Origin of the sequence: Pseudonocardia lutea (assembly GCF_042658055.1) — a bacterium.
Taxonomy (GTDB): Bacteria; Actinomycetota; Actinomycetes; order Mycobacteriales; family Pseudonocardiaceae; genus Pseudonocardia; species Pseudonocardia lutea.
In genome coordinates, this window is sequence record NZ_JBHSQK010000035.1 from 34,695 (window position 1) to 59,579 (window position 24,885).

Here is a 24,885-nt window from a genome sequence, read left to right on the forward strand (position 1 = left end):
GGTCCGCACACCGGTGCCCTCCGGGCAGGTGGTTCAGGAGGCGGCGGCCTTGGCCACGCCGCGGAACTCGGGCCGGTCGGCGAGGAACGGGTGGTAGTCCAGGACGGACGGGCCCGTGGCGATCGGCGGCGTCGGGAAGTAGAGGATGACCTCGAGCGCCTGCTCGACCACGGCGTTCATCATCCGGTGGAACGCCGCGGCCCGGCCCGCCTCGTCGCTCACCGCCACGACGTCGGCCTGCAGCTGCTCGAACTCCGGGGGCGCGGAGCCCCCGGGGTTGTTGAAGCCGTCGGCCGTGTAGCGCAGCGCCGTCGTCTGGGCGGGGTCGGCCCGTCCGCCCCCGACGGAGGGCAGGCCGTCGCCCTCCTCGCGGACGAAGAACACGTCGGCGATCTGGGCGCTGTCCATGATCCGGATGCGCATGTCGATGCCGACCGCGGCGTAGAAGTCCTGCAGCGCCTCGGCGTGCTTGCCCTGGTCGCTGCCGGCCGAGGCGAAGACCTCGAAACTGAAGCCGTTCGGGTAGCCGGCCTCGGCGAGCAGCCGCCGCGCCAGCTCGGGGTCGTACGGGTACGGGTCCGGCCCGACGTCCGGGGAATGGGCGAAGCTCCAGTCCGGCACCGGCTGCGCGGCGATCGTCCCGTAGCCGCGGGCGAGCCCGTCGACGAGGGACTGCCGGTCCACCGCGTGCCAGAGCGCGCGGCGTACCCGGACGTCGGCGAAGAACGGCCGCGCCCGGTTCGGCTGCAGGTAGTAGAAGTTGTTGGTGCGCCCCGCGGTGACGGCGATGCCCGCGGCCTGCGCCTCGGCGACCTGGTCCGGGGAGAGCACGGTGGCGTCGATCTCGCCGGTGCGCAGGGCGTTGAGCCGGGTGACCGCGTCCGTGTAGATCAGCACGTCGATCCCGGCCACCCGCACCGCGGCGGGGTCCCAGTAGCCCTCCGCCGGCCGGTAGGTCACGCTCGCCCCCGGCCGGTAGGCCGTCACCCGGTACATCCCGGCGCCGACCGGGGCCTGGTCGAGGTCGGGGTTCGCGAAGGCCGCCGGGCTGACCATCGCGCCCGCCCGGTCGGAGAGGATCAACGGTAGCGCCGCGTTGGGCGCGGAGAGGCCGAGCCTGACCTGCAGCGGGCCGGCGAGGTCCACCGAGACGATGCTCGCGAGCTCGGCCCGCACGGCGGAGGACTGCACGGTCTTGGCCCGCTCGATGTTGGCCTTGACCGCGGCGGCGTCGAACGGCGTGCCGTCGTGGAAGCGCACGCCCTCGCGCAGGTCGAGCTCGAGCACCCGCCCGTCGCCGGAGGTGCGCCACGCGGTCGCGAGGCCGGGCACCGCGCGGCCCTCCGTGTCGGTGTGCACCAGCCGGTCGTAGGTGAGGAACAGCAGCGTGTTGTCGGTGCTCGACGACGCCCGGTGCGGGTCGAACCGGCTCACGCCGATCGTGTTGGCGTAGCGGAACACCGCCGAGGGATCGGCCGGTCCGGCCGCGGGACGGCCCGCGCCGGGGTTGGCCAGCGGCGCGCAGGCGGCCAGCAGTGGCAGGGACAGCGCGCCGGCCAGCAGGGACCGCCGCGACAGCTGGGCACCCCCCTCGTTCATCCGGTTCACTGGGCCACCGCCTTCGCCACGCCGCGGAACTCCGGCCGGTCCGCCAGACCGGGGCGGAAGTCCAGGACCTGCGGCGACAACGCGACCGGCGGGGTCGCGTAGTAGAGGATCACCTCGAAGGCCTGGTCGACGAACTCCCGCATCTGCGCGTGCAGGGCGTCCGCCCGCGCGGCCGGGTCGACGGTGCGCAGCACGGTCTCCTGGAGGCGCTCCATCTCCGGGCTGGTGTGGCCGCCGGGGTTGTTGAAGCCGTCCGGCAGGTACCGCAGGCCGGTGGTCTGGGCGGGGTCGGGCCGGCCGCCGCCCGGGCCGAGCAGGAGGTCGCCCTGCTTGCGCACGAAGAACTCGTCCGTGATCTGGGCGCCCTCGAGGACCCGACCGGTCATCGTGATCCCGACGGCGGCGAGGTCGGCCTGGATGGCCTCGGCCACCCGCTGGACGTCCGGGCTGGTCGACACGAGCGCCTCGAACGCGAACCCGTTCGGCAGGCCGGCCTCGGCCAGGAGCTGCCGCGCCCGCGCGGGGTCGTACGGGTAGGGGTCCGGCCCGATCGACGGGTCGTGGCCCGCGCTCCACTCGGGCAGGGGCTGGGCGGAGAGCTCGCCGTAGCCGCGGGCGAGGACGTCGACCAGCGCCTGGCGGTTGATCGCGTGCCAGACGGCCCGCCGCACCCGGACGTCGCCGAACTCCGAGCGCGTGCGGTTCGGCTGGAAGTACCAGAAGTTGCTGGTGCGCCCCGGCTCGACGCGGATGCCCGACGCCTGTGCCTCGGCGACCTGCTCGGGCGACAGGACGGCGCCGTCGACCTGGCCGCCGCGCAGCGCGTTCAACCGGGTGACCGAGTCGGTGTAGATCGGCATGTCGATCCCGGCGACGCGCACGGCCGCGGGATCCCAGTAGTTCTGGGCGGCGCGGTACTCGATCCGGGCGCCCGGCTGGTAGGCGGTGACCCGGTACATGCCGGCGCCCACCGGGTTCTGGTCCAGGTCCGGGTTGTCGAAGGCGGCCGGGCTGATCATCGCGCCCGCCCGGTCGGAGAGCACCAGGGGCAGCGAGGCGGTCGGTGCGGTCAGCAGGAGGCGCACCCGGTCCGGGGCCAGCACCTCGACCGCGCGCACCGGCCGCAGCTCGGGCGCGACGGCGCTGCCGGTCACGGTCTTGGCCCGCTCGATGTTGGCCTTGACCGCGGCGGCGTCGAAGGGCGTTCCGTCGTGGAACGTGACGCCCTGCCGCAGGGTCATGTCCAGCGTGGTCCCGTCCGGGCCGAACTCCCAGGCGGTGGCCAGCCCCGGGACGGCGCGGCCGTCCGCGTCGGTGTGCACGAGCCGGTCGTAGGTGAGGAAGAGGTGGGTGTTGTCGTTGCTGGAGCTCGCCCGGTGCGGGTCGAACCGGCTGAGCCCCACGGCGTTGGCCCAGCGGAAGATCGCGTTCGGGTCGGCCGGTCCGGCCGCCTGCTCGGTGCCGCCGCCGGCGGGGGAGATCGGGGCGCACGCCGCGACGAGGAGCAGCAGCAGGGCGGCGACGACACCGCGGAGCGTCCTCATCGGACCGTCACCCCGCGGAACTCCGGCCGGTGCATCAGCCGCGGCACGAGCCCGACCACGCGCGGCGACTGCACGACGACGTCCTCCGGGAACACCACCGGGATCTCCAGCACCTGGTCGACCACCTCGTCGACCAGGTCGTGCATGACGGCGGTCCGGGCGCCGGGGTCGGTCGTGGCCAGCGCCTGCTTGTGCAGCTCCTCCAGCCGCGGCGTGGTCTGCCCGCCCGGGTTGCCGAAGCCGTTGGCGGTGTAGCGGGTGGCGACCGTCATCGACGGGTCGGCCCGCGGACCCCAGGAGGCGAGCATCGCGTCGTACCGCTCCTGCACGAACATCAGGTCGCCCATGGTGTCCGGGGCGGCCGGCGAGATCTCCATGGTGACGCCGACGGCGGCGAGCTGGGCCTGGATCGCCTCGGCCAGCGGCTGGTAGTCCGAACCGGTCGGGATCACGGTCGAGAACCGGAGCCCGCCGCCGACCCCGGCCTCGGCCAGCAGCCGGCGGGCGAGGTCGGGGTCGAACCGGATCGCCTCGTCGCCGAGGTCCGGGTCGTAGGCCCAGTAGCCCGGCACGAAGGGCTGCGCGGAGACGGTGGCGAGGCCGCGGTAGACGCCCTGCCGGATGGCCTCCCGGTCCAGCGCGTGGTTGAGCGCGCGCCGGACCCGCAGGTCGCCGAAGGCGGAGCGGGCGCGGTTGAGCACGAAGTAGTTGAAGTTCAGCGAGCCCGCGGTGCTGACCTCGAGCCCGGTCTGCTTCGCCTGGTCGAGCAGCGCGGGCGGCACCCGGCACGCGTCGACGACCCCGGTGCGCACGGCGTTGAGCCGGGTGGCCGCGTCGGCGATGTGGTGGATCTCCACCTTCTCCGCGGCGGCCGCGGCGGGGTCCCAGTAGCCGGGGTGCCGCTCGAAACGGGTGATCTGCCCGCGGCGGTGCTCGACCATCCGGTACATCCCGGCGCCGACCGCCACCGCGTCGAGGTCGAGGCCGTCGGCCAGCGCCTTGGGGCTGACCATCACCCCGGCCCGGTCGGACAGCACGGCGGGCAGCGACGCCGACGGGTACGACAGCCGGAGCACGGCGGTCAGCGGGTCGCGGACCTCGACCGAGGTGATCGGGTCGAGCTCGGTCCGCACCGCGGACCCCTGCACCGTCTTCGCCCGCTCGATGTTCGTCCGTACCGCGGCGGCGTCGAACGGCGTGCCGTCGTGGAAGGTCACCCCGGGCCGCAGGTCGAGCCGCAGGGCCAGCGGGTCCTCCCAGGTCCAGGCCCGGGCCAGGCCGGGCTCGGGCTCGCCGACGGGGGACTGGTGCACCAGCCGGTCGTAGGCCGGGAACAGGGTGACCCCGTCCTGGCTGATGGACGCCCGGTGCGGGTCCAGCCGGCTCGGCGTGAGCTCGTAGGCGTACCGGAAGACCCCCGGCGGGCCCTGCGAGGCGGGGCCCGACGACGGGAGCGGGGCGCACCCGGCGACGGCGGCGAGCCCGGCGACCGGGACGAGGCCGAGGAAGGTCCTGCGTCGCATCGTCGGCCTCACGGCTGCTTCTTGACGGCGAGCTTCTGGAAGTCGACCTGGCCGGTCACCAGCAGCTCGAACCCGGCGATCTTCGAGCTGGTCGCGATGACCGACTCGTCCAGCACGATCGGCACCTGGAAGGCCTGGTCGACGAGCTCGCCGACCTCCTCGTGGATGATCTCCTGGCGCTTCTGCGGGTCGAGGGTGTCCAGCGCGGTGCGCTGAAGCTCCTCCAGTCGCGGCGTGGTGACGCGGCCGGGGTTGGAGAACCCGGTGGAGGTGAACTGCAGGTCGATGGTCATCGACGGGTCCGGCCGGCCGCCCCACTGCGAGACGAGGGCGTCGCCCTGCTGCTGGCGGTAGTAGACGTCGGCGGTCTGGGCGGCCTCGACGTTGCGGATGTTCGCCTTGATCCCGACCTCGGCCAGCATCTGCTGGATCGCCTCGCCGGCCTGGGTGTAGGTCGACAGCGCGGTCACCAGCATCTCGAACTCGAACCCGTTCGGCAGGCCCGCCTCGGCGAGCAGCTGCCGGGCCTTCGCCGGGTCGTGCGGGTAGTAGTCGCCGGGGTAGGCGGGGTTGTGGGCGTAGTAGTCCGGCGGGAAGGGCTGCACCGTGGGCTGGGCGGCGCCGAAGTAGATGCCCTGGGCGATGGCCTGCCGGTTCACCGCGTAGTTGAGGGCCTGGCGCACCCTCGGGTCCCCGAACTCCGAGCGGGCGCGGTTCAGGTAGAGCACCAGGTAGGTCAGCGTGGTGTCGCGGTGCACGGTCATCCCCGGCAGGCCGCTCGCCTCCGCGGCGAGCCGGCCGGACAGCAGCGCGACGTCGACCTCACCGGTCCGCAGCGCGTTCATCCGGGTGACCTCGTCGGGCAGGATGCGCAGCTCGATGCTCTTCGCGCCCACGACGTCGGGGTTCCAGTAGTCGGGGTTGCGCTCGTAGACGATCACGTCGTTGGGCCGGTACGAGGTCACCTTGTACATGCCGGTACCGACGGGCGCGAGGTCGAGATCGGGGTTGTCGAACGCCGCAGGGCTCACCATCGCGCCGGCGCGGTGCGAGAGCAGGCCGAGCAGCATGCTGTTGCGCTTGGCCAGCCGCAGCACGACCGTGGTCGGGTCCGGGGTCTCCACCGTGGTCACGCTGGCGAGGTCCGCGGCGACCGAGGAGCCCTCGACGGTCTTCTCCCGCTCGATGTTGGCCTTGACCGCCGCCGCGTCGAACGGGGTGCCGTCGTGGAAGCGGACGTTCTGCCGCAGCGTCATCCGCAGCGCGAGCCCGTCGTCCTGCCACTCCCACGCGGTGGCGAGCCCGGGGACCGGGTCGCCCGCCGACGACAGGTGCACGAGCCGGTCGTACACCGGGGCGAGGTAGCGGATGTCCTGGCCGTTGGTGGAGCGGTGCGGGTCGAACCGGCTGGGGCCGACGGCGTCGGCGTAGCGGATCGTGGCCTCGGGGTCGAGGTCCTCCCGGGCGACCGGCGCCGTGGAGGCACCACCGCCGCCCTCCGAGGGGGAGATCGGGGCGCAGCCGGCCAGCGCGACCGCGAGCAACGCGGCCAGCAGGGCCGTGCACACGGCCGGGAGACGACGGATCGGCATGGGCGGTCCACTTCTGCAGGGCCCGCGACGGTGCGGGACGCAAGAATACGAGGGATCACCGGGGACGTGCCGGCGTGGCGCCATTCTGAACACGAGTCCGCGTGATTCACAAGACGTTGTTCCCGCGCATTGTCCATGCTGCCGGAGATGATCTTCGGGCGGCCGTGGAGTCAAGGCGGGGTCAAGGACGGCTGATACTGCGGAGTAGGTTGTCCAGCTCAGACGCCCTTCCTGGTAAAGACCCGGTTGACGGACCGTGAGGCGCTTGCTACCTTTCCGAACGATCGTTTAGTGCGGAGGTGTCGCGCGACGGGGGCGTGCCCGGGCGCGACGGACGATTCTCCGTGTCCCTTTCCGTTCGAATCCCCCGCTCGATCCCGAGTCCTTTTTCCCACCACCTGGTCGCAGTTCCCTCGCGACACCGCCGTCCGCTGGGAGGGTGCCCGCCCGTGCTCCGGTACACCGTCCGGCGCGTCCTGATGATGGTCCCGCTGCTCTTCCTCGTGTCCCTCGGCGTCTTCGCGCTGGTCCTGATGATCCCGGGCGACCCGGCCATCACGATCGCGGGCGAGAACGCCACCGAGGCGCAGATCGACGCGACCCGGGAACGCCTCGGCCTGAACGACCCCGTCCTCGTCCAGTACGCCGCCTGGGCCGGCAACGCGCTCACCGGCGACCTCGGCAGCTCCCTGTTCAGCAACGAGTCCGTGACCGGCGCGATCGCCGGCCGGTTCCCCGTCACGCTCGCGCTCACCCTGGCCGCCATGGTGATCGCGCTGCTGATCGCCGTGCCCGCCGGCACGATCGCAGCGCTGCGCCGCGGTCGCTGGCAGGACCGCGGGGCCACGCTGTTCGCCTCCGTCGGGATCTCCCTGCCCAACTTCTGGGTCGGGATCCTGCTGATCATGGCCTTCGCGCTGGCCTTCCCGATCTTCCCGGCGGTGGGCTACACCCCGATCTCCGAGGGCGTCGGCTCCTGGGCCCGCGGCCTGGTGCTGCCCGGCATCACCCTCGGCACGGCGGTCGCCGCCGAGATCACGCGCCAGCTGCGCGGCTCGCTCACCGACACCCTCCAGCAGGACTTCATCCGCACCGCGCGGGCCAACGGGCTCAGCGGCCGCGCGGTGATCCTCAAGCACGGCATGAAGAACGCCGCGGTCCCGGTCGTCACGGTGATCGGTTTCCAGGTCGGGTTCCTGCTCGGCGGCTCGGTGATCGTCGAGCGGGTGTTCGGCCTGCCCGGCCTCGGCGACCTCGCCATCCGGGCCGTGCTGCAGCGGGACATCCCGATGATCCAGGGGATCGTCGTGGTCGCCGCACTGATCGTGATGCTCGTGAACCTGGTCGTGGACCTGTCCTACGGCTGGCTCAACCCGAAGGTGAGGCAGGCGTGACGGCCACCGCCATCGACCGGCGCGAGGCCCTCGCGCCGCCGGAGCCCAGCGCCCGGGCGAGGTTCCTGCGCCGCTTCCGGCGCCAGCGGCTCGCCCTCGCCGCCCTGGTCTACCTGGTCCTGGTCGTCCTCGCGACGGCGCTCGCCCCGCTGCTGGCCACGCACGACCCGCTGGCCCAGAACCTCGCCTCGGTGCTGCAGCAGCCCGGCGGCGGCCACGTCCTGGGCACGGACGACCTGGGCCGGGACGTGTTCAGCCGCGCCCTCTACGCCGGCCGGGTCTCGCTGCTGGCGGCCGCCCAGGCCGTCGGCGTCGCCGTGGTGCTCGGCGTGATCCCCGGCCTGGTCGCCGGCTACGCCGGGCGCCGGGTGGACGCGGTGATCATGCGGCTCACGGACGCGCTGATGAGCTTCCCGCCGCTGATCCTCGCGATCGCCTTCGTCGGCGTGCTCGGCCCGAGCCTCACGAACGCGATGTTCGTGATCGGCGTGATCTTCGCGCCGCGGTTCGTCCGGCTCGTGCGCGGCACCGTGCTGTCGATCCGCGAGGAGACCTTCGTCGAGGCCTCCCGCTCGATCGGCACCCCGACACCGCGCGTCATCCTCCGGCACGTGCTGCCCAACGCGCTCTCGCCGCTGATCGTGCAGATCTCGCTCACCGCGGCGATGGCGATGCTGGCCGAGGCGAGCCTGAGCTTCCTGGGCCTGGGCGTCCAGCCGCCCGACGCGAGCTGGGGCTCGATGATCGAGCGCGGCTTCCGCTACACCGCCACCGCGCCGTGGCTGACGGTGTTCCCCGGCCTGCTCATCGCCCTGACCGTGCTCGCGTTCAACATCCTCGGCGACGGCCTGCGGGACTCGCTCGGCCGGGAGATCCGGAGGGGGTCGTGACCGAACCGCTCCTCGTGGTGGAGGGCCTGGAGGTCGAGTTCGCCACCGACCGCGGCTGGGTGCAGGTGCTCGACGGCGTGTCGTTCACCGTCGACCGCGGCGAGACGGTCGGGCTGGTCGGCGAGTCCGGCTCCGGCAAGACCGTCACCAGCCTCACGGTGCTCGGGCTGCTGCCCCCGGAGTCCTCGCGGATCACCGCCGGCAGCATCCGGCTCGACGGCCGCGAGCTCGTCGGGCTGCCGCGGCGGAAGATGGAGGCGCTCCGCGGCGACGAGCTCTCGATGATCTTCCAGGAGCCGATGACCAGCCTCGACCCGGCGTTCCGGGTGGGGGACCAGATCGCGGAGGTCGTGCGCCGGCACCGCGGCGGGTCGAAACGGGCCGCGTGGGCCCGCGCGGTCGAGGTGCTCTCGACCGTGGGCATCCCGTACGCCGAGCGCCGCGCGCGCAGCTACCCGCACGAGTTCTCCGGCGGCATGCGCCAGCGCGTGATGATCGCGATGGCGTTGTCCTGCGAGCCGAAGCTGGTGATCGCCGACGAGCCGACCACCGCGCTCGACGTGACGATCCAGGCCCAGGTGCTCGACCTGCTGCGCGCCATGCGGGACGAGTTCGGCACCGCCGTGGTCTTCGTGACCCACGACCTCGGGGTGGTCGCCGACATCTGCGACCGCGCCGTCGTCATGTACGCCGGGCAGGTCGTGGAGCGGTCCGGGATCGACGCGCTCTACGAGCACCCGCGCCACCCCTACACCGAGGCCTTGCTGTCGGCGATGCCGCAGCTCACCGCGCGGTCGGGACGGCTGGCCACGATCCCCGGCTCCACCCCGCCCGCGGGGGCGATGCCGCCCGGCTGCCGGTTCCACCCGCGCTGCGGGCACGTGGTCGACGCCTGCCGGGACACCCCCGTCGCCGAGCACCCGCTCGCCGAGGGCGGCACCAGCCGCTGCCTGCGCGTGTCCGACCTGGTCCTGAAGGGGAGCGCATGACGAACGCGGTGAACGCGTCCCGGTCCGCGTCCGGGTCCATGCCGGGGGCGGACCACGCCGGCCCGGTCGCCGAGGTCGAGGACCTGACCGTCGACTTCCGGCTGCGCGGCGGGCTCCTCGGCCGCGGCGGCACACTGCGCGCGGTCCGGGCGGTGAGCCTGGAGATCGGCGAGCGGGAGACGCTCGGGCTGGTCGGCGAGTCCGGCTCCGGCAAGTCGACGACCGGGCGGGCGATGCTGCGGCTCGTCGAACCGACGGCGGGCTCGGTCCGGCTCGACGGCGAGGAGATCACCGCGCTGGCCCGCGGCGACCTGCGGCTGGCCCGGCGGCGGATGCAGATGGTGTTCCAGGACCCGTACTCCTCGCTCGACCCCGCGATGGTGGTGGGGGAGAGCATCGGCGAGCCGCTCGACGTCCACGAGTCGCTGTCGCGGTCCGAGCGGTCGGCACGGGTCGGTGACCTGCTCGAGCACGTCGGGCTCTCGCGCACCTACGCCCAGCGCTACCCGTACGAGTTCTCCGGCGGGCAGCGGCAGCGGCTGGCGATCGCCCGTGCGATCGCGCTCAACCCGCGCCTGCTGGTCTGCGACGAGGCGGTCAGCGCGCTCGACGTCTCCACCCAGAACCAGATCCTCAACCTGCTGGAGGACCTGCAGGCCGAGTTCGGGCTGTCCTACCTGTTCATCGCGCACGACCTCGCCGTCGTCCGGCACATCGCGCACCGGGTGGCGGTGATGTACCTGGGCGAGATCGTGGAGACGGCGCCGACGGACCGGCTGTTCGACAAACCGGCGCACCCGTACACCGAGGCGCTGCTCTCGGCCGTGCCGGTGCCCAACCCGCGGCGCCAGCGCGAGCGGGAGCGGATCGTGCTCAAGGGTGAGGTGCCCGACGCGGCCAACCCGCCCACCGGCTGCGCCTTCCACACCCGCTGTCCGCACGTCATGGACCTCTGCAAGGTCGAGGCACCGCCCGTCGTCGCCGCCCCGGGCGGTGGCACGGTGCGCTGCCACCTCCACACCTGACCGGCCCCGACACACGAACGGCGCTCTCGCTCACGCGAGCGAGAGCGCCGTTCNCGAGAGCGCCGTTCGTGTCGTCGGGATCGGTACGCGCCGTGTGCGGTCGGTGGCGCCGGAGCACCACCGACCGCGCAGCCGCTACACGCGCTCGAGGATGGTGGCGTTGGCCTGGCCGCCGCCCTCGCACATGGACTGCAGGCCGTAGCGGCCACCGGTGCGGTGCAGCTCGTGGATCATCTTGGTGGCCAGGATGGCGCCGGTGCCGCCGAGCGGGTGGCCGAGGGCGATCGCGCCGCCGTTGGGGTTGGTCTTCGCGAGGTCGGCGCCGGTGTCCTGGGCCCAGGCGAGCACGACGGGGGCGAAGGCCTCGTTGATCTCGAAGGTGTCGATGTCGTCGATGCCCAGGCCGGAGCGCTTCAGCGCCGCCTGGGTGGCCGGGATCGGGCCGGTGAGCATGTAGACGGGGTCGTCGCCGACCACGGCGAGGGTGTGCACCCGGGCCAGCGGGGTGAGGTCGAAGCGGCGCACCGCGTCCTCCGACGCCACCAGCAGCGCGGCGGCACCGATCGAGATCTGGCTCGCGACGCCCGCGGTGATCGCCCAACCCTCGCGCAGCGGCTTCAGGGCGGCGAGCTTCTCCAGCGAGGTGTCGCGGCGGGCGCCCTCGTCCGTGTCCAGCCCGGCGAGCGGGGCGATCTGGTCGCGGAAGCGGCCCTCGTCGATCGCGGTGATCGCGCGGCGGTGGCTCTCCAGCGAGAACTTCTCGAGGTCCTCGCGGGTGAAGCCCCACTTCTCGGTGATCAGCTGGGCGCCGCGGAACTGCGAGATCTCCTGGTCGCCGTAGCGGTCGGTCCAGCCCTGGCCCTTGGTGGAGGTGCCCAGCTCGGAGTTGACGATCCCGTTGGCCGTCATCGGGACCATGGCCATCTGCTCGACGCCGGCGGCGACGACCAGGTCCTGGGTCCCGGACATCACGCCCTGGGCGGCGAAGTGCAGGGCCTGCTGCGACGAGCCGCACTGCCGGTCGATCGTCACGCCGGGCACGCTCTGCGGCAGCCCGGCGGACAGCCAGGCGCTGCGCGCGATGTCGCCCGCCTGCGCGCCGAGCTGGCTGACGCAGCCCATGATCACGTCCTCGACCGCGGCCGGGTCCACCCCGGTCCGCTCCACGAGCTCGCGCAGCACGTGCGCGCCGAGGTCGGCCGGGTGCACCCCGGCCAGTGCTCCCTTGCGCGTCCCGACGGGTGTGCGGACGGCACCGACGATGAAGGCTTCAGCCACCGGAGGACTCCCCTACGCTGCGGATTCGGCGAACTGAACGATCGTACATTCAGTTGCCGGGTCCGCGGCAGTCCCCGGCGCTGTGACGTGCTCGACGGCGGACCGGCGGCCGCGGCGCCCGGTCAGGGACGCAGGTCGACGATCCGCATGACGATCCGGGTGTAGTGGTCCACGAGCTCCTCCATCGTCACCGGGCCGGAGGGGTCGAACCACTGCGCGATGGCGTTGCAGGCGGCCTGGGCGGAGCGGCGCGCGTCGGCGGGGTGCTCGCAGCGGAAGATCCCCTGCTCCACGCCGGCGTCGACGATGTCCGACCAGATCGTGCTGGCCTTGGTGCGCAGCCCGGCGAGCCGCTCCTCGTGGGAGGGCTCGAGGTTGCGCCACTCGCGGGAGGAGATGTTGCTCTCCGTCTGCCGCTGCACGCGGTACTCCACCGTGGCCTTGACCAGGGCGCGCAGCCGGTCCGCCGGATCCTCCCCGGCGGAGGCGAGCGCCTCGTCGCAGCGGCGGAAGTAGTCGAGGGTGTTCTCCTCGATCAGCGCCGCGAGCAGGTCCTGCTTGCTCGGGTGCCAGTAGTAGAGCGCCGAGAGGGACAGCCCGGCGCGCTTGGCGATGTCCCGGATGGACGCGCCGTGGTAGCCGCGCTGCTCGAAGACCTCCCGCGCGGCCGCGGCGATCGCCTCGCGACCGCCGCCGCGGGGGATCGGTCCGCCCTCGGGCGATCGGTCGATTGCGGTGCTCACACCGGAGAGGATAGGGCCCGGATGCCCCTTCTGGCGGCTCCTCGGCGGTGTTAACTTAACGAGTGATCGTTCAAAGGTCCGTCAGCGACGCCGGGAGGTAGTGGATGACTGCGGCGCCCACCATCGCGACGGGGAGTCCCCCCGATCTCGACGCGTTCCGCGAGCAGGCGCGCGCCTGGCTGCGCGAACACGCGCCGGCCCCGTCGCCGGTGACCGACATCGAGGCGGCGAAGGCCTTCCAGGCCGCGCTGTTCGACGCGGGATACGCCGGGATCACCTGGCCGAAGGACGTGGGCGGGCAGGGCCTGCCCACCGCCTATCAGCAGGTCTTCTCCGAGGAGGAGGCCGAGTACGAGCTGCCCACCTACCCGTTCACGATCGGCATGGGCATGTGCGGGCCGACCGTCAACGACCTGGGCACGCCGGAGCAGCGGACCCGCTACCTGCCGCGGCTGCTGCGCGGCGAGGACATCTGGTGCCAGCTGTTCTCCGAGCCGGGCGCGGGGTCGGACGTGGCGAGCCTGCAGACCCGCGCGGTCCTCGACGGCGACTCCTGGGTCGTCGACGGGCAGAAGGTGTGGACCACCAACGCGCAGTGGGCGGACTTCGGTGCCCTGCTCGCCCGCACCGACCCCGACCGGCCCAAGCACTCCGGGCTCACGATGTTCGTGCTGGACATGCACGCGCCGGGGGTCACGGTCCGCCCGCTCAAGGACATGTCCGGCCGGGCCCCGTTCAACGAGATCTACTTCGACTCGGTCCGCATCCCGGCCGACGCCGTGATCGGCGAGGTCAACGGCGGCTGGCACGCCGCGGTCACGATGCTCGGCCACGAGCGCGTCTCCATCGGGTCGCGGCGCCGGGCCAAGACCAACCCGCTGGACTTCACCTCGGTCGTCGCGCTGGCGCGCCGGCTCGGCGTGGCGGACGAGCCGGCCACCCGGGAGCGGCTGGCCGAGCTGTACGCGCGCGAGCGCGTGCTCGAGCTGTTCAACGTCCGGATGCGCCAGGAGACCGCCCTCGGCATCGCGCCCGGGTCGCGCGGCTCGGTCGCGAAGCTGGCCGGCTCCATGCTGGCGCGGCTGGCCGTGCAGACCGTCGGCGAGATCGCCGGGCCGGAGGTCGTGGCCTGGGACCCGGAGGACACCCGCGGCGCCGAGCTGGCGCTGGGCATCAACTCCACGCCGTCGTCGAGCATCGCCGGCGGCACCAACGAGATCCAGCGCGGGATCATCGGCGAGCGCGTGCTCGGCCTGCCGAAGGAGCCGTCCGTGGACAGGGGCGTGCCGTTCCGCGAGCTGAAGGTGGGGACGCAGAAATGAAGCTGGTGCTCACCGAGGAGCAGCAGGCCCTGCGCGCGGCGGTGCGCGACCTTCTCACCGACCGGGCCGCGTCGGCGCAGGTGCGTGCGGCGATGGAGTCGGAGAGCGGGGTCGACCGGGACCTGTGGACCCGGCTCGGCCGCGACCTCGACGTGCTGGGGCTGGTCGTGCCCGAGGAGTACGGCGGCGCCGGCGCCGGGCACGTCGAGCGGGCGGTCGTGCAGGAGGAGCTCGGCCGGGCCGTCGTGCCCACGCCATTCCTCGCCTCGGCGGTCCTCGCCACCGACGCGCTGCTCGCCCTCGACGACGAGGAGGCCCGCCGCGCGCTGCTGCCGCGAATGGTCTCCGGCGAGCTGATCGCGACCGTCGCCGTCGCCGAGCCCGGCTCGCCGTGGGGTCCGGGCACCACCACCGCGACCGCGGCCGGGGACGGCTGGACCCTCGACGGGACCAAGACGCCGGTGGTCGCCGGCGACCTGGCCGACGTGTTCCTGGTCGTCGCGACCACGCCCGAGGGGCCCGCGTGGTTCCGGGTCGAGGCCGCGGACGTCGAGCGGGCCACCCTGAACACCCTCGACCCGACCCGGCGGCTCGCCCGGATCGTGCTGCGCGGCGCCCCCGCGCGGAGGCTCGAGGCGGCCGATCCGGCGGGTGCGCTCGAGCGGGTCGCCGACCTCGCCACGATCGCGCTCGCCGCGGAGCAGCTCGGCGGCCTGCAGCGGGTGCTGGAGATGGCCACCGACTACGCCAAGGTGCGGGTGCAGTTCGGCCGGGCGATCGGCTCCTACCAGGCCGTGAAGCACGGGCTGGCCGACGTCCACTCGGACTGGGAGCTGGGCCTGTCGGCGCTGCGCTACGCGGCGTGGGCCGCCGACGAGGCCCCGGACGAGGTGCCGGTCGCGGCCGCGCTCGTCGCCACGTTCTTCGGGCCGGCCTACTTCAAGGCCGCCGAGGCGTGCGTGCAGTACCACGGCGGCATCGGCTACACCTGGGAGCACGACGCGCACCTCTACTACAAGCGCGCCAAGAGCACGGAACTGCTGTTCGGGGCGCCCGGGCGCGACCGGGCGCGGCTCGCCGACCGGCTCGGCGTCTGAGGAAGGGCGGCACATGACCGAGAGCACGACCGAGAACCCCGTACTCGTCGAGACGGCGGACGGGATCCGCACGGTGACCCTGAACCGGCCGCGGCGGAAGAACGCCCTGAACGCGGGGTCCTGGGACGGGCTGCAGAGGGCCTTCGCCGACGCGGCGCAGGACCCGTCCGTGCGGGTGCTGGTGCTGACCGGCGCCGGCGGTGACTTCTGCGCCGGCGCGGACCTGTCCGGCGGCCCCGCCGGGGGTCACCCCCTGAGCCGGATGCACCGCATCAACGAGATCGCGATGGCCCTGCACAGCCTGCCGATGCCGACCGTGGCGAAGGTCAGCGGCGTGGCCGTCGGAGCCGGCTGGAACCTGGCGCTGGGCTGCGACCTGGTGGTGGCCGAGCGCGACGCCCGCTTCTCCCAGATCTTCGCCAAGCGTGGACTGTCGCTGGACTTCGGCGGCTCCTGGCTGCTCCCCAAGATCGTGGGGCTGCAGCAGGCCAAGCGGCTCGCGCTGCTCGCCGAGATCATCGGCGCCGAGGAGGCCGAGCGGCTCGGGCTGGTGACCTACGTCGTCGAGCCCGGGACGATCGACGCGTTCACGGCCGACCTGGCCAAGACGCTGGCCGCCGGGGCGCCGATGGCCCTCGCGCAGTCCAAGCGGATGCTCAACGAGAACACCGACAAGACGCTGCGCGAGGCGCTGGAGAGCGAGGCCCGCGCCCAGACGATCAACTTCGCGGGCACGGACGCGCCGGCCGCCTTCGAGGCCTTCATGGCCAAGCGGGACCCGGTGTTCACGGGGGAGTGGGCGGTCAAGTGACCAGCACCCAGGAGCCGGCCACCGCCCAGGCCTACACCGAGATCGCGTACGAGGTCTCGGACGGCGTCGCCACGATCACGCTCGACCGGCCGGACCGGCTCAACGCGTTCACCACCACGATGATGCGGGAGCTGGTCCGGGCCTACGGCGAGGCCGACGCGGACGACGCCGTGCGCGCCGTCGTCGTCACCGGGCGGGGGCGCGGGTTCTGCGCCGGTGCCGACCTGCAGCGGGGCGGCTCGACGTTCAACGCCGAGGACCCGGCCCGGGCCGCGGAGCGCCGCGACATCGGCACCATCGGCGGGGCCCCGCGGGACGGCGGCGGTGTCACGTCGCTGACCACGGCCGCGTGCCGCAAGCCGGTCATCGCCGCGATCAACGGGCCGGCCGTGGGCATCGGCGCCACGATGACCCTGCCGATGGACATCCGGCTGGCCTCGGAGACGGCGAAGTTCGGCTTCGTGTTCGCCCGCCGCGGCCTGGTACCGGAGGCGGCGTCGAGCTGGTTCCTGCCGCGGATCGTCGGCATCTCGCAGGCCATGGAGTGGGTCGCGACCGGCCGGGTGTTCGGCGCCGAGGAGGCCCTCGCCGGCCGCCTGGTCTCGAAGGTCCTCCCGCCCGACGAGTTGCTGCCCTACGCCTACGGGATCGCGCAGGAGATCGCGGAGAACACCTCCGCGGTGTCGGTCGCGCTCAGCAAGCAGATGCTGTGGGCCATGCTCGGCGCCGAGACGCCGTGGGAGGCGCACCGCGTCGACTCACAGGCGATCTACCGGCTCGGGCAGAGCGCCGACGTGGTCGAGGGCGTGCAGTCCTTCCTGGAGAAGCGGGCACCCGCGTTCCCGAACACGGTGAGCGCCGACTACCCGGAGATCCTGGAGCGCTGGCCGACCCGGCCGGCGGGGATGGACTGACCGCCCTCAGCGGTCGAGCTCGTCGCGGCGCTCCTCCGGGAGCCCGCGCCGCTCGTCCCGCTCGTCCTGGCGCTCCTTGGAGAACCCGAGCGCCCCGACGAGCGGGATGAGCAGGAACGCGAGCCACGCCATCGGCACGCCCGCGGTGTTCAGCACGAAGAACAGGATCAGCGCGAGGATCGGGCTGGCGGCCGCGATCCGGGTGCCCCAGCTGCTCCCGAAGCGCCGCTGCTGGACCACGGCCTGCGGCCTGACGGCCGGTGCGGTGCCGGGCAGCGCCGGATGCGGTTCGGGAAGGTCGGTGAACAGCGCGGACAGCTCGTCGGCGGTCACGGCGTTCGCCGCCACCGCGGAGCGGTCCGCGTACTCCTCGACGCCGAGTCGGCCGGCCTCGAGATGCGCGTTCAACGCCGCCGCCGCGGCCTCCCGTTCGGCCGTCCCGATGCGCAGCTTGCCCTCGCCCTCCATGGTCATGCCCGCATTATGGATCCACGACGCGCTCAGGCCCGGCGGTTCCGCTCGTTATAAACCCACGACGCGCTGAGGAAGGCCGGGCGCGCGTTGTGGAGCCAGGACGCGCTGAGGTCGGCGCTTCCGCGTCATGGATCCACACCGCGCTCACGTCGGGCGCTGGCGCACGTCATGGATCCAGAACGCGCCGACTGCGGTCCGCTGCGGGCGCCGCGAAGGCACGACCCGGATGCGAGGCGCGAGTCGACGGGCTCGAGGGCCGCACACCCCTGCGGACCGTCCACACCCGCTCCTGCCTGCTCGCACACCTCGAGCGAGCGCCACACACCCCGTCGACGGCGTGTAGCACGCCCGGGTGGGTGTGCGAGCTGTCATGGACGCCGAGGAGCCGACCCCCGGGATGCGCCTCGTGGGGGCCGACGGCGTGATCGGGCGGTCCGAGTGAGGGCACCGAGATCACGGTGTCCCCGATCGGCCCGGTTCGCGGTCCGCGCGGCCGGTCGTCCGATTCCCACACCCGCGAGAGCGCCGCACACCCTGTCGACGACCCGTGCCGCGCTGCCTCCGGGTGTGCCGGGGCGCCCGGACCGTTGTGCCACGCCCCGAGGAATGTGCCAGGGTCCGGGCGGTTGTGCGAGGTCCCGGCGGGGGCGGAGCGTTCCGGATGCGGGTCTCAGTAGAGCTGGTAGGCCGTGCGGGAGAAGCTGAGGCCGTGGCCGCTGGTTCCCACCCGGCACTCCACGCCCGTCTGCCGGCTGGTGCAGGTGACGTCGCCGACCCGCAGGGAGCGGCCGTAGTCGAGGATCGGGCCGGTGCCGAAGACGGTGTCGGAGTGGCACACGAAGTCGGCGCGGTCGGTGCCCGTGATCTGCAGCGAGTCGCCCCACACGCCCTGACACCCCGTCGGCCGCTGCGGGATCGTCGACGGGTCCCACTCGGCCTGCGCGATGTCGCAGCGCACCGAGTTGGGCTGCAGGTAGCAGGCGATGTTGCCACTCGGGCTGCTGAGCCCGGCGGGTTCGGCGGACACCCGGACGTCGTCGGCGGGGGCGGTCGGCGAGCCGGTCGCAGCGGTCGGGCCGGGCACCGAGGCCGACGCGGGCGGGGAAGCGGTCGGCAGACCGGAAGAGGGAGCGACCGGCCCACCCCCGCCCGGCCCCCGCAGTGCGAGCACCCCGACCACCGCGGCCGCGGCGAGCACCGCCACGGCCGCCCCGATCGCCGCCGGCGTCCTCCACCGCGGCGCCCGCGCCACCGGCCGGGGCGGCGTGGGCTCGAGCACCGCGGGGAGCCAGCCGCCGATCGGGCGGTCCTCGGGGCCGGAGGAGAGCGCCGCCCGGATCCGGGCGGGTTCGGGCCGCCGGGCGGGGTCGCGGTCCAGGCAGGCGCGGACCAGCCCGAGCAGCGGCTCCGGGATCCCGGCGAGGTCCGGCTCGCCGTGGACCGTGCGGTAGAGCAGGGCGTTGACGTCGCCGGTGCCGAAGGGCGCCCGGCCCGTGGCCGCGTAGGCGAGCACCCCGCCGAGCGCGAAGACGTCGCCCGCGGGCTCGGAGCGGGCGTGCGTGATCTGCTCCGGGGCGATGAACCCGGGCGAGCCGACGACGGCGCCGGTGCGGGTCAGCACGGTCGCGTCGGCGGCCCGGGCGATCCCGAAGTCGATCACCTTCGGCCCGTCGGCACCGAGCAGGACGTTGCCCGGCTTGAGGTCGCGGTGCACGACGCCGGCGCCGTGGATCGCGGCGAGCGCGTCGGCCAGTCCGATCCCGAGCAGCCGGACCTGCTCGACGGGCATCGGACCGTGGATGCCGACGGCCTCGCGCAGCGAGGGCGCCGGCACGTACTCCGTGGCCATCCACGGCGGGTCCGCGTCGGCGTCGGCCCCGAGCAGCGCCGCGGTGTACGGGCTGCGCACGCGGGTCGCGGCCTGGATCTCGTGGCCGAAGCGGGCCCGGAACTCCGGATCGCCGGCCAGGTCCGACCGGACGACCTTCACCGCCGCCTGCACGCCCGCGCGCCGCCCGAGGTAGACCCGGCCCATCCCGCCCTCGCCGAGCAGGCGCGTGATCGTGAAGCCGCCGATGCTGCGCGGATCGACGCGGGAGCCGGGCACGCGCCCAGTCAACCGCATCCGATCACGCCTCCGATCAGGCGGCCTGCGGTCGGGCGGCCTCTGGATCAGGCGGCGGACCCGGGGGAGGCGATCGCCACGGGGGTGCCCCAGTCGCGGTACTCCGAGGTCAGCGCGAGGGTGCCGATGCCGGGCATGGCCTGGCGGGTCTCGCTGCGCAACGGCCGGTTGGCCGCGTCGACCCACAGGGTGGAGGAGATGCGCGTGGTCCCGCTCGCGGCCTGCTCCTGCAGCGCCTCGCGCGTGGCCGCGTCCTGCTCCAGCTCCGCCGCGCGCACCAGGTCGACGACCACCAGGTACCGGACCGCCGGGACGCCGTCGACCGTGTCGTCCGCCGCGTCGGCGACCAGCGCGGCGTCGCGGTAGCGGGTCAGGTGGGCGGTGGGATCGGCTCCGGCGACGACGTTGGCCGCCGTGGTCGCCAGGGTCTTCTCCGCGGTGCCGGTGGCGGCCTCGTCGACCCGGGTCCAGCCGCCGCCGGCCTGGCGCCACACCTGCCCGCCGGGCAACACCACGAACGCCGCGCTCTGCGCGTCGGCGCCGGGTGCGCTGAGCGTCTGCGTGAACTGGGCGGAGACGCCGCCGCCCTGCTCGACGCGGAGGACACCGTCGCCCCCGAGTTCGGTCGGGACGCCCTGCGCGGCGTCGACCCGGCCGGACAGCCGCAGCAGCGCGGTGCGGTCCGCCTGCTGGCGCCGGGTGACCGCGGTGAGCAGGTCCGCGGCCGCGTAGTACTTGGGCAGGCCGTGTCCCTCGCCGACGTCCTCGGAGTTGCCCCGGGCGCAGGACACGACGCCGACCAGGACCGCGAGGACGGCGATCGCTGCGAGGACGAGCGCGAGCGGCCTGCGGACCGGCTCCGCCACCGGCGCTCTCCCGTGCGGCACCTTCGGCCTCCTCGACGACAGGGAAGGCCCCGAGGTTAGCGGTCCGCCGTGAGCGCCCCGGGCGGCGCGGCCCGCAGAGCGACGAGCACACGGCGCAGAGCGGCGAGTCGCCCGGGACGCAGCGCCCCCTCCCCGACCAGCGCGTCGAGCGCGCACTCCGGGTCGGCGGGCGGCCCGAGGTGGCCGCAGCCGCGGGGGCACTCCTCGACGGCGGCGGCGAGGTCGTCGAAGGCGGCGATGACGTCGTCCGGCGTCACGTGGGCCAGCCCGAAGGAGCGCACGCCGGGGGTGTCGACCACCCAGCCGCGCCCGTCCGGCAGCGGGAGGGCCAGCGCCGCGGTGGTGGTGTGGCGGCCCTTCCCGACGCCCGAGACCCGGCCGGTGCGCTGCTCGGCGTCCGGCACGAGGGCGTTGACCAGGGTGGACTTGCCGACGCCGGAGTGCCCGACGAGTGCGGACACCCGCGCCTCGAGCAGCTCGGCCAACGCCGTCGGGAACTCCCCGCGACGGGTCACGACGACCGGGAACTCCAGCTCGGCGTAGTGCGCGGCGAAGGGCCCGGGGTCGGCGAGGTCGGCCTTCGTCAGGCAGAGCACCGGCTCCAGCCCGCCCGCGTAGGCCGCCACCAGACAACGGTCCACGAACCCGGTCCGCGGCTCCGGCTCGGCCAGCGAGGTCACGACGACGAGCCGGTCGGCGTTGGCGACGACCACCCGCTCGTAGGGGTCGGTGTCGTCGGCGGTGCGGCGCAGCAGGGTGCGCCGCTCCTCGACGCGCACGATCCGGGCGAGGGTGTCCGGGGCGCCGGTCAGGTCGCCGACCAGCCCGACCCGGTCCCCGACGACGATCGGCGTCCGGCCGAGCTCGCGGGCCCGCATGGCCGTGACCGGCGGGCGGTCCGCGGCGCCGCCGGGGGCGCAGGTCCAGCGGCCCCGGTCGACCGCGACGACCATGGCCTCCTCGGCGTCGGCGTGGTCCGGCCGGCGCTTGGTGCGCGGGCGGGAGCCGCGGCCCGGGCGGACGCGGACGTCGGACTCGTCGTACTGGCGGGCCCGGCTCACGCGCCCGCCCTGCCGGCGCTCGTCGCTCGCGGCGCCGCTGCGGTGACCGGGCCCGCGGGTCCGCTCACGAGACCAGGGCGGCCCAGCGCCCGGGGAAGTCCGGGATGGTCTTGTCGGTGCAGGTCACGTCGTCGATCCGGACGCCGGGGACGACGAGCCCGAGGATCGCCCCGGCGGTCGCCATCCGGTGGTCGGCGTAGGCGCCCCAGGGCCGCTCGCCCGCAGTGAGGCGGGCGGGCCGGATCTCCAGGCCGTCCTCGGTCTCGGTGACGGCGGCGCCGACCGCGGTGAGCTCGGTGCGCAGGGCGGCCAACCGGTCCGTCTCGTGTCCGCGGATGTGCCCGACGCCGCGGATCACGCTCGGGCCCTCGGCGAGCGCGGCCAGGGCCGCGACCGTCGGGGTGAGCTCGGAGGCCTCGTGCAGGTCGACGTCCACGCCCTGCAACCGGTCCGGGCCGGCGACCGTCATGCCCGCCTCGGACGCGGTGACGGTGGCGCCCATCCGCTCCAGCACCCCGAGGATCTCCGCACCGGGCTGGGTGGACCCGGCCGGCCAGCCCGCGACCGTCACCTCCCCGCCGGTGACCGCGGCCGCGGCGAGGAAGACCGAGGCGTTGGACAGGTCGGGCTCGACGGCCCACTCCCGCGCCGCGACCTGACCGGGCTCGACCCGCCAGGTGTTCGCCTCCGCGTCGTCGACGGCCACCCCGGCCTCGCGCAGCATCGCCACGGTCATCTCGATGTGCGGCAGGCTCGGCACCGGTTCGCCGTCGTGGTGCACGGTCACGCCCTTGTCGAACCGGGCGCCCGAGAGCAGCAGGCCGGACACGAACTGGCTCGACGCCGAGGCGTCGATCGTCACCGCGCCGCCCGGCAGGCCGCCCGCACCGTGCAGGACGAAGGGGAGCCGGTCGCCGTCGATCACCGCGCCCAGCGTGCGCAGCGCGTCGAGCACGGTCCCCATCGGCCGCTCGCGGGCGTGCGGGTCGCCGTCGAAGACCACGGCGCCGTCGGCCAGGGTCGCGGCGGGCGGGACAAAACGCATCACCGTGCCGGCCAGCCCGCAGTCCACCGCGCCGCCGCCGGTCAGGGTGCCGCCGTCGACCGTGACGGTCTCGCCCTCGGTCCGGACCCCGACGCCGAGCGAGCGCAGCGCCCCGCACATCAGCGCGGAGTCCCGGGTGGCGGGCACGCCGTGCACCACCGAGCGGCCGTGCGCGAGCCCGGACAGCAGCAGCGCGCGGTTGGTGACGGACTTCGAGCCGGGCACGGAGACCGTCCCGCGCACGGGACGGCTCGCCGTCGGCGCGGCGTAGGGGCTGGTCGGGGTGTCGGACGAGGCGCTGGTCGGGGCCACGGCCCCATGATTCCCCATGCCGCCCGGGGCGGGGCGCCGGCCGGGAGATCGTGTCCGGACGGACCGTCGGTGCGGCGTGCCACGATGGGGGCATGTGCGGGAGGTACGCCTCGACGAAGGCGCCGACGGACCTGGCGGAGGAGTTCACCGCCGTCGACGCCGTGACGGAGAAGGCCGGCGAGGAGCGGCGGCCGGACTACAACGTCGCACCCACGCGGGACGTGATCGCGGTCGTGCAGCGCCACCCACGGGACGCCGAGGGCAACCCCGACCCGGACACCACCGAGCGCAGCCTGCGGCTCGTGCGCTGGGGCCTGGTGCCGTCGTGGGCCAAGGACCCGTCCGCGGGAGCCCGGATGATCAACGCGCGCAGCGAGACGGCCGCGGAGAAGCCCGCGTTCCGCCGCGCCCTCGCCGCGCGCCGCTGCCTCCTCCCGGCCGACGGCTGGTACGAGTGGCAGCGCCGGGCCGCCACCAAGGACCACAAGGCGAGCAAGCAGCCCTACTTCACGCACTACAAGGACGGGCGCTCGCTCGCGATGGCCGGGCTGTGGGAGTTCTGGCGGCCCAAGGAGGGCGAGCTCCTCGAGAAGTTCCCCGACGGGCTCGTCACCTGCACGGTGCTGACCACCGAGGCCGTCGGCCCGCTCACGCAGGTCCACGACCGCATGCCGCTGGTGCTGCCGCCCGAGGCGTGGGACGCGTGGCTGGACCCGGACACGGACGCGCAGGCGGACGAGGTCCGGCGCTGGCTCGCCCCGCCGTCGGTCGACCTGGTGGGCAGGCTGGACATCGTGCCCGTGTCGGACAAGGTCAACAGCGTGCGGAACAACGGCAAGGAGCTGCTCGAGCCGCTCGACCCCTCGCAGGTCGAGGAGCCGATCCAGCTGGACCTGCTGAGTTGACGAACCTCGGGCCCGCCGAGCTCGCCGAGGTCCCCACGCCGCACGGCCCGGCCCGCGTGCACGTCCGGCGCGCGCCGGGCACGCCGCGGGGCGCACTGCTGATGGGGCACGGGGCCGGGGGCGGGGTCGACGCCCCGGACCTGCGCGCGGCCACCCGCGCCGCGCTCGACGTCGGCCTCCACGTGGTGCTGGTCGAGCAGCCGTACCGGGTCGCGGGCCGCCGCGCCCCCGCCCCCGCGACCCAGCTCGACGCCGCGTGGGACGCGGTGGTCGAGGCGCTCCGAGGTGAGGGCGCGCAGGGCGGGGCGGCCGGGGGACCCGGTGCCGGGAGCGCCGCGGGCGCGGTCGGCGGGCTGGCGGCAGACCTGCCGGTGCTCTTCGGCGGCCGCAGTTCGGGCGCCCGGGTGGCGTGCCGGTGCGCGGCGGCGGGCGGAGCGACCGGGGTCGTGTGCCTGGCCTTCCCCCTGCACCCGCCGGGGAGGCCGGAGAAGCACCGGACGGCGGAGATCGACGGCGTCACGGTGCCGGTGCTGGTGGTGCAGGGCGAGTCGGACCCCTTCGGCCGGCCCGAACCCACCGCGACCCGGGAGGTCGTGCTGCTGCCGGGCGACCACTCGCTGAAGAAGGACGTGCCGGCCGTCGAGAAGGCGGTCGCGGACTGGCTCTCCCGCCACCTGCCGTAGCGCGCAGCACACGCCGTCGGAGCGCGGTCCGCCGCGCGCCCGGTCATGATCGCCGGGTGCGGCCCGTCGTGGCCGTGGGTGGCCGCCGGGCACCTCGCACGGTGGTCATGGCGGAGCGTCGGCAGACCGGCGGGTCCCGCCCTATCCCCGCGCGGCGATCGGGGCGGTGCGGGCGTCGACCGCGGCGATGAGGTCGGCGGGCGCCAGCTCCACCTCGAGCCCGCGCCGCCCGGCGCTGCAGAAGACGGTGCCCCAGTCGGTGGCGGAGGCGTCCACCACCACCGGCAGCCGCTTCTTCTGCCCGAGCGGGGAGATCCCGCCGGCGACGTAGCCCGTGGCGCGCTCGGCGTCGGCGACCTCGGCCATCCGCGCCCGCTTCCCGCCGACGGCGGCGGCGAGAGCCTTGAGGTCCAGCGTGGCGTCGACCGGCACCACCCCGACGGTCAGGTTCCCGTCGACCTCCGCGACGAGCGTCTTGAACACCCGCCCGGCCTCGAGCCCGAGCGCGTCGACGGCCTCCTGCCCGTACGCAGCGCCGCCCTCGTGCTCGTACGCATGCAGGGTGAAACCGATCTTCTTCCTGCTCAGCAGCGCCGTCGCCGGGGTGCCCCGCCCTGCCACTCGTCCCGCCCTCCTCCGCCGGACCGGCCGGGAATCGCCGCC

Annotated in this window: 22 protein-coding genes; 10 read left to right on the top strand and 12 right to left on the bottom strand. The window is 74.3% G+C overall.

Going from position 1 to position 24,885, the window contains the following annotated elements; all coding sequences use genetic code 11:
- Positions 1 to 33: 33 nt before the first annotated feature.
- From ACFQH9_RS15000 to ACFQH9_RS15015, 4 genes are read right to left on the bottom strand one after another with little or no spacing between them, the layout of a single operon-like run.
- Positions 34 to 1,599, bottom strand: coding sequence for an ABC transporter substrate-binding protein (locus ACFQH9_RS15000; protein ID WP_379566697.1), 1,566 nt, complete (start codon positions 1,597 to 1,599; stop codon positions 34 to 36).
- A gap of 5 nt (positions 1,600 to 1,604) precedes the next feature.
- A complete protein-coding gene (locus ACFQH9_RS15005; RefSeq protein WP_379566698.1) occupies positions 1,605 to 3,152 on the bottom strand; it encodes an ABC transporter substrate-binding protein in 1,548 nt (515 codons plus the stop codon).
- Positions 3,149 to 4,675: an ABC transporter substrate-binding protein gene (locus ACFQH9_RS15010; RefSeq protein ID WP_379566699.1), complete on the bottom strand. Its 1,527-nt coding sequence runs from the start codon at positions 4,673 to 4,675 to the stop codon at positions 3,149 to 3,151. The genes ACFQH9_RS15005 and ACFQH9_RS15010 overlap by 4 nt, the downstream gene beginning before the upstream one ends.
- 8 nt (positions 4,676 to 4,683) lie before the next feature.
- Positions 4,684 to 6,267 carry an ABC transporter substrate-binding protein gene (locus ACFQH9_RS15015; RefSeq protein WP_379566700.1) on the bottom strand — a complete coding sequence of 528 codons (1,584 nt, stop codon included), beginning with the start codon at positions 6,265 to 6,267 and terminating at the stop codon, positions 4,684 to 4,686.
- 449 nt (positions 6,268 to 6,716) lie between these two features.
- On the opposite strand from ACFQH9_RS15015, the gene ACFQH9_RS15020 reads away from it, so the two are divergent.
- The 4 genes from ACFQH9_RS15020 to ACFQH9_RS15035 are packed head-to-tail and all read left to right on the top strand — an operon-like array spanning position 6,717 to position 10,565.
- Positions 6,717 to 7,661, top strand: coding sequence for an ABC transporter permease (locus ACFQH9_RS15020; RefSeq protein ID WP_379566701.1), 945 nt, complete (start codon positions 6,717 to 6,719; stop codon positions 7,659 to 7,661).
- On the top strand, positions 7,658 to 8,551 hold the full coding sequence (locus tag ACFQH9_RS15025) for an ABC transporter permease (protein WP_379566702.1): 894 nt from the start codon (positions 7,658 to 7,660) through the stop codon (positions 8,549 to 8,551). Before ACFQH9_RS15020 ends, ACFQH9_RS15025 begins: the two co-directional genes overlap by 4 nt.
- Positions 8,548 to 9,540 (top strand): ABC transporter ATP-binding protein, encoded by a 993-nt coding sequence (locus tag ACFQH9_RS15030; protein ID WP_379566703.1) that lies wholly within the window; start codon positions 8,548 to 8,550, stop codon positions 9,538 to 9,540. Before ACFQH9_RS15025 ends, ACFQH9_RS15030 begins: the two co-directional genes overlap by 4 nt.
- Positions 9,537 to 10,565, top strand: a complete 1,029-nt coding sequence (locus tag ACFQH9_RS15035; RefSeq protein ID WP_379566705.1) for an ABC transporter ATP-binding protein — start codon at positions 9,537 to 9,539, stop codon at positions 10,563 to 10,565. Before ACFQH9_RS15030 ends, ACFQH9_RS15035 begins: the two co-directional genes overlap by 4 nt.
- Positions 10,566 to 10,700: 135 nt before the next feature.
- On the opposite strand, the gene ACFQH9_RS15040 is transcribed toward ACFQH9_RS15035, so the two are convergent.
- Both ACFQH9_RS15040 and ACFQH9_RS15045 read right to left on the bottom strand, forming a co-directional pair.
- Complete coding sequence (locus ACFQH9_RS15040; RefSeq protein WP_379566706.1) at positions 10,701 to 11,843, bottom strand: acetyl-CoA C-acetyltransferase; 1,143 nt, start codon at positions 11,841 to 11,843, stop codon at positions 10,701 to 10,703.
- A gap of 122 nt (positions 11,844 to 11,965) precedes the next feature.
- Positions 11,966 to 12,586, bottom strand: a complete 621-nt coding sequence (locus ACFQH9_RS15045; protein ID WP_379566707.1) for a TetR/AcrR family transcriptional regulator — start codon at positions 12,584 to 12,586, stop codon at positions 11,966 to 11,968.
- Positions 12,587 to 12,690: 104 nt separating this feature from the next.
- Here ACFQH9_RS15045 and ACFQH9_RS15050 point away from each other — a divergent pair, with 104 nt between their 5' ends.
- Genes ACFQH9_RS15050 through ACFQH9_RS15065 form a run of 4 tightly spaced genes read left to right on the top strand, consistent with a single transcriptional unit; the run spans position 12,691 to position 16,730 of the window.
- Complete coding sequence (locus ACFQH9_RS15050) at positions 12,691 to 13,908, top strand: acyl-CoA dehydrogenase family protein (RefSeq protein WP_379566708.1); 1,218 nt, start codon at positions 12,691 to 12,693, stop codon at positions 13,906 to 13,908.
- Positions 13,905 to 15,005 carry an acyl-CoA dehydrogenase family protein gene (locus ACFQH9_RS15055; protein ID WP_379566709.1) on the top strand — a complete coding sequence of 367 codons (1,101 nt, stop codon included), beginning with the start codon at positions 13,905 to 13,907 and terminating at the stop codon, positions 15,003 to 15,005. Before ACFQH9_RS15050 ends, ACFQH9_RS15055 begins: the two co-directional genes overlap by 4 nt.
- Positions 15,006 to 15,018: 13 nt before the next feature.
- Positions 15,019 to 15,816 (top strand): enoyl-CoA hydratase/isomerase family protein, encoded by a 798-nt coding sequence (locus ACFQH9_RS15060; RefSeq protein WP_379566710.1) that lies wholly within the window; start codon positions 15,019 to 15,021, stop codon positions 15,814 to 15,816.
- Positions 15,813 to 16,730: a crotonase/enoyl-CoA hydratase family protein gene (locus tag ACFQH9_RS15065; RefSeq protein WP_379566711.1), complete on the top strand. Its 918-nt coding sequence runs from the start codon at positions 15,813 to 15,815 to the stop codon at positions 16,728 to 16,730. Before ACFQH9_RS15060 ends, ACFQH9_RS15065 begins: the two co-directional genes overlap by 4 nt.
- A gap of 6 nt (positions 16,731 to 16,736) precedes the next feature.
- Here ACFQH9_RS15065 and ACFQH9_RS15070 read toward each other — a convergent pair whose 3' ends face one another.
- The 5 genes from ACFQH9_RS15070 to aroA form a co-directional block, all read right to left on the bottom strand.
- Positions 16,737 to 17,204, bottom strand: a complete 468-nt coding sequence (locus ACFQH9_RS15070; protein ID WP_379566712.1) for a DUF1707 SHOCT-like domain-containing protein — start codon at positions 17,202 to 17,204, stop codon at positions 16,737 to 16,739.
- 670 nt (positions 17,205 to 17,874) lie between these two features.
- On the bottom strand, positions 17,875 to 19,311 hold the full coding sequence (locus ACFQH9_RS15075; RefSeq protein WP_379566713.1) for a protein kinase domain-containing protein: 1,437 nt from the start codon (positions 19,309 to 19,311) through the stop codon (positions 17,875 to 17,877).
- 65 nt (positions 19,312 to 19,376) lie between these two features.
- Positions 19,377 to 20,195, bottom strand: a complete 819-nt coding sequence (locus tag ACFQH9_RS15080; RefSeq protein WP_379566714.1) for an SCO4651 family lipoprotein — start codon at positions 20,193 to 20,195, stop codon at positions 19,377 to 19,379.
- Positions 20,196 to 20,251: 56 nt separating this feature from the next.
- A complete protein-coding gene (gene rsgA / locus ACFQH9_RS15085; protein ID WP_379566715.1) occupies positions 20,252 to 21,277 on the bottom strand; it encodes a ribosome small subunit-dependent GTPase A in 1,026 nt (341 codons plus the stop codon).
- A gap of 64 nt (positions 21,278 to 21,341) precedes the next feature.
- Positions 21,342 to 22,634, bottom strand: a complete 1,293-nt coding sequence (gene aroA, locus ACFQH9_RS15090; protein WP_379566716.1) for a 3-phosphoshikimate 1-carboxyvinyltransferase — start codon at positions 22,632 to 22,634, stop codon at positions 21,342 to 21,344.
- Positions 22,635 to 22,726: 92 nt separating this feature from the next.
- Here aroA and ACFQH9_RS15095 point away from each other — a divergent pair, with 92 nt between their 5' ends.
- Together ACFQH9_RS15095 and ACFQH9_RS15100 are read left to right on the top strand one after the other, a co-directional pair.
- Positions 22,727 to 23,539: an SOS response-associated peptidase gene (locus ACFQH9_RS15095; RefSeq protein ID WP_379566717.1), complete on the top strand. Its 813-nt coding sequence runs from the start codon at positions 22,727 to 22,729 to the stop codon at positions 23,537 to 23,539.
- The gene (locus tag ACFQH9_RS15100; RefSeq protein ID WP_379566718.1) at positions 23,536 to 24,222 is read left to right on the top strand and encodes an alpha/beta hydrolase family protein; all 687 of its coding nucleotides are present in this window, start codon (positions 23,536 to 23,538) and stop codon (positions 24,220 to 24,222) included. The genes ACFQH9_RS15095 and ACFQH9_RS15100 overlap by 4 nt, the downstream gene beginning before the upstream one ends.
- Before the next feature lie 141 nt (positions 24,223 to 24,363).
- Here ACFQH9_RS15100 and ybaK read toward each other — a convergent pair whose 3' ends face one another.
- The gene (ybaK, locus tag ACFQH9_RS15105) at positions 24,364 to 24,843 is read right to left on the bottom strand and encodes a Cys-tRNA(Pro) deacylase (RefSeq protein WP_379566720.1); all 480 of its coding nucleotides are present in this window, start codon (positions 24,841 to 24,843) and stop codon (positions 24,364 to 24,366) included.
- Positions 24,844 to 24,885: the final 42 nt, after the last annotated feature.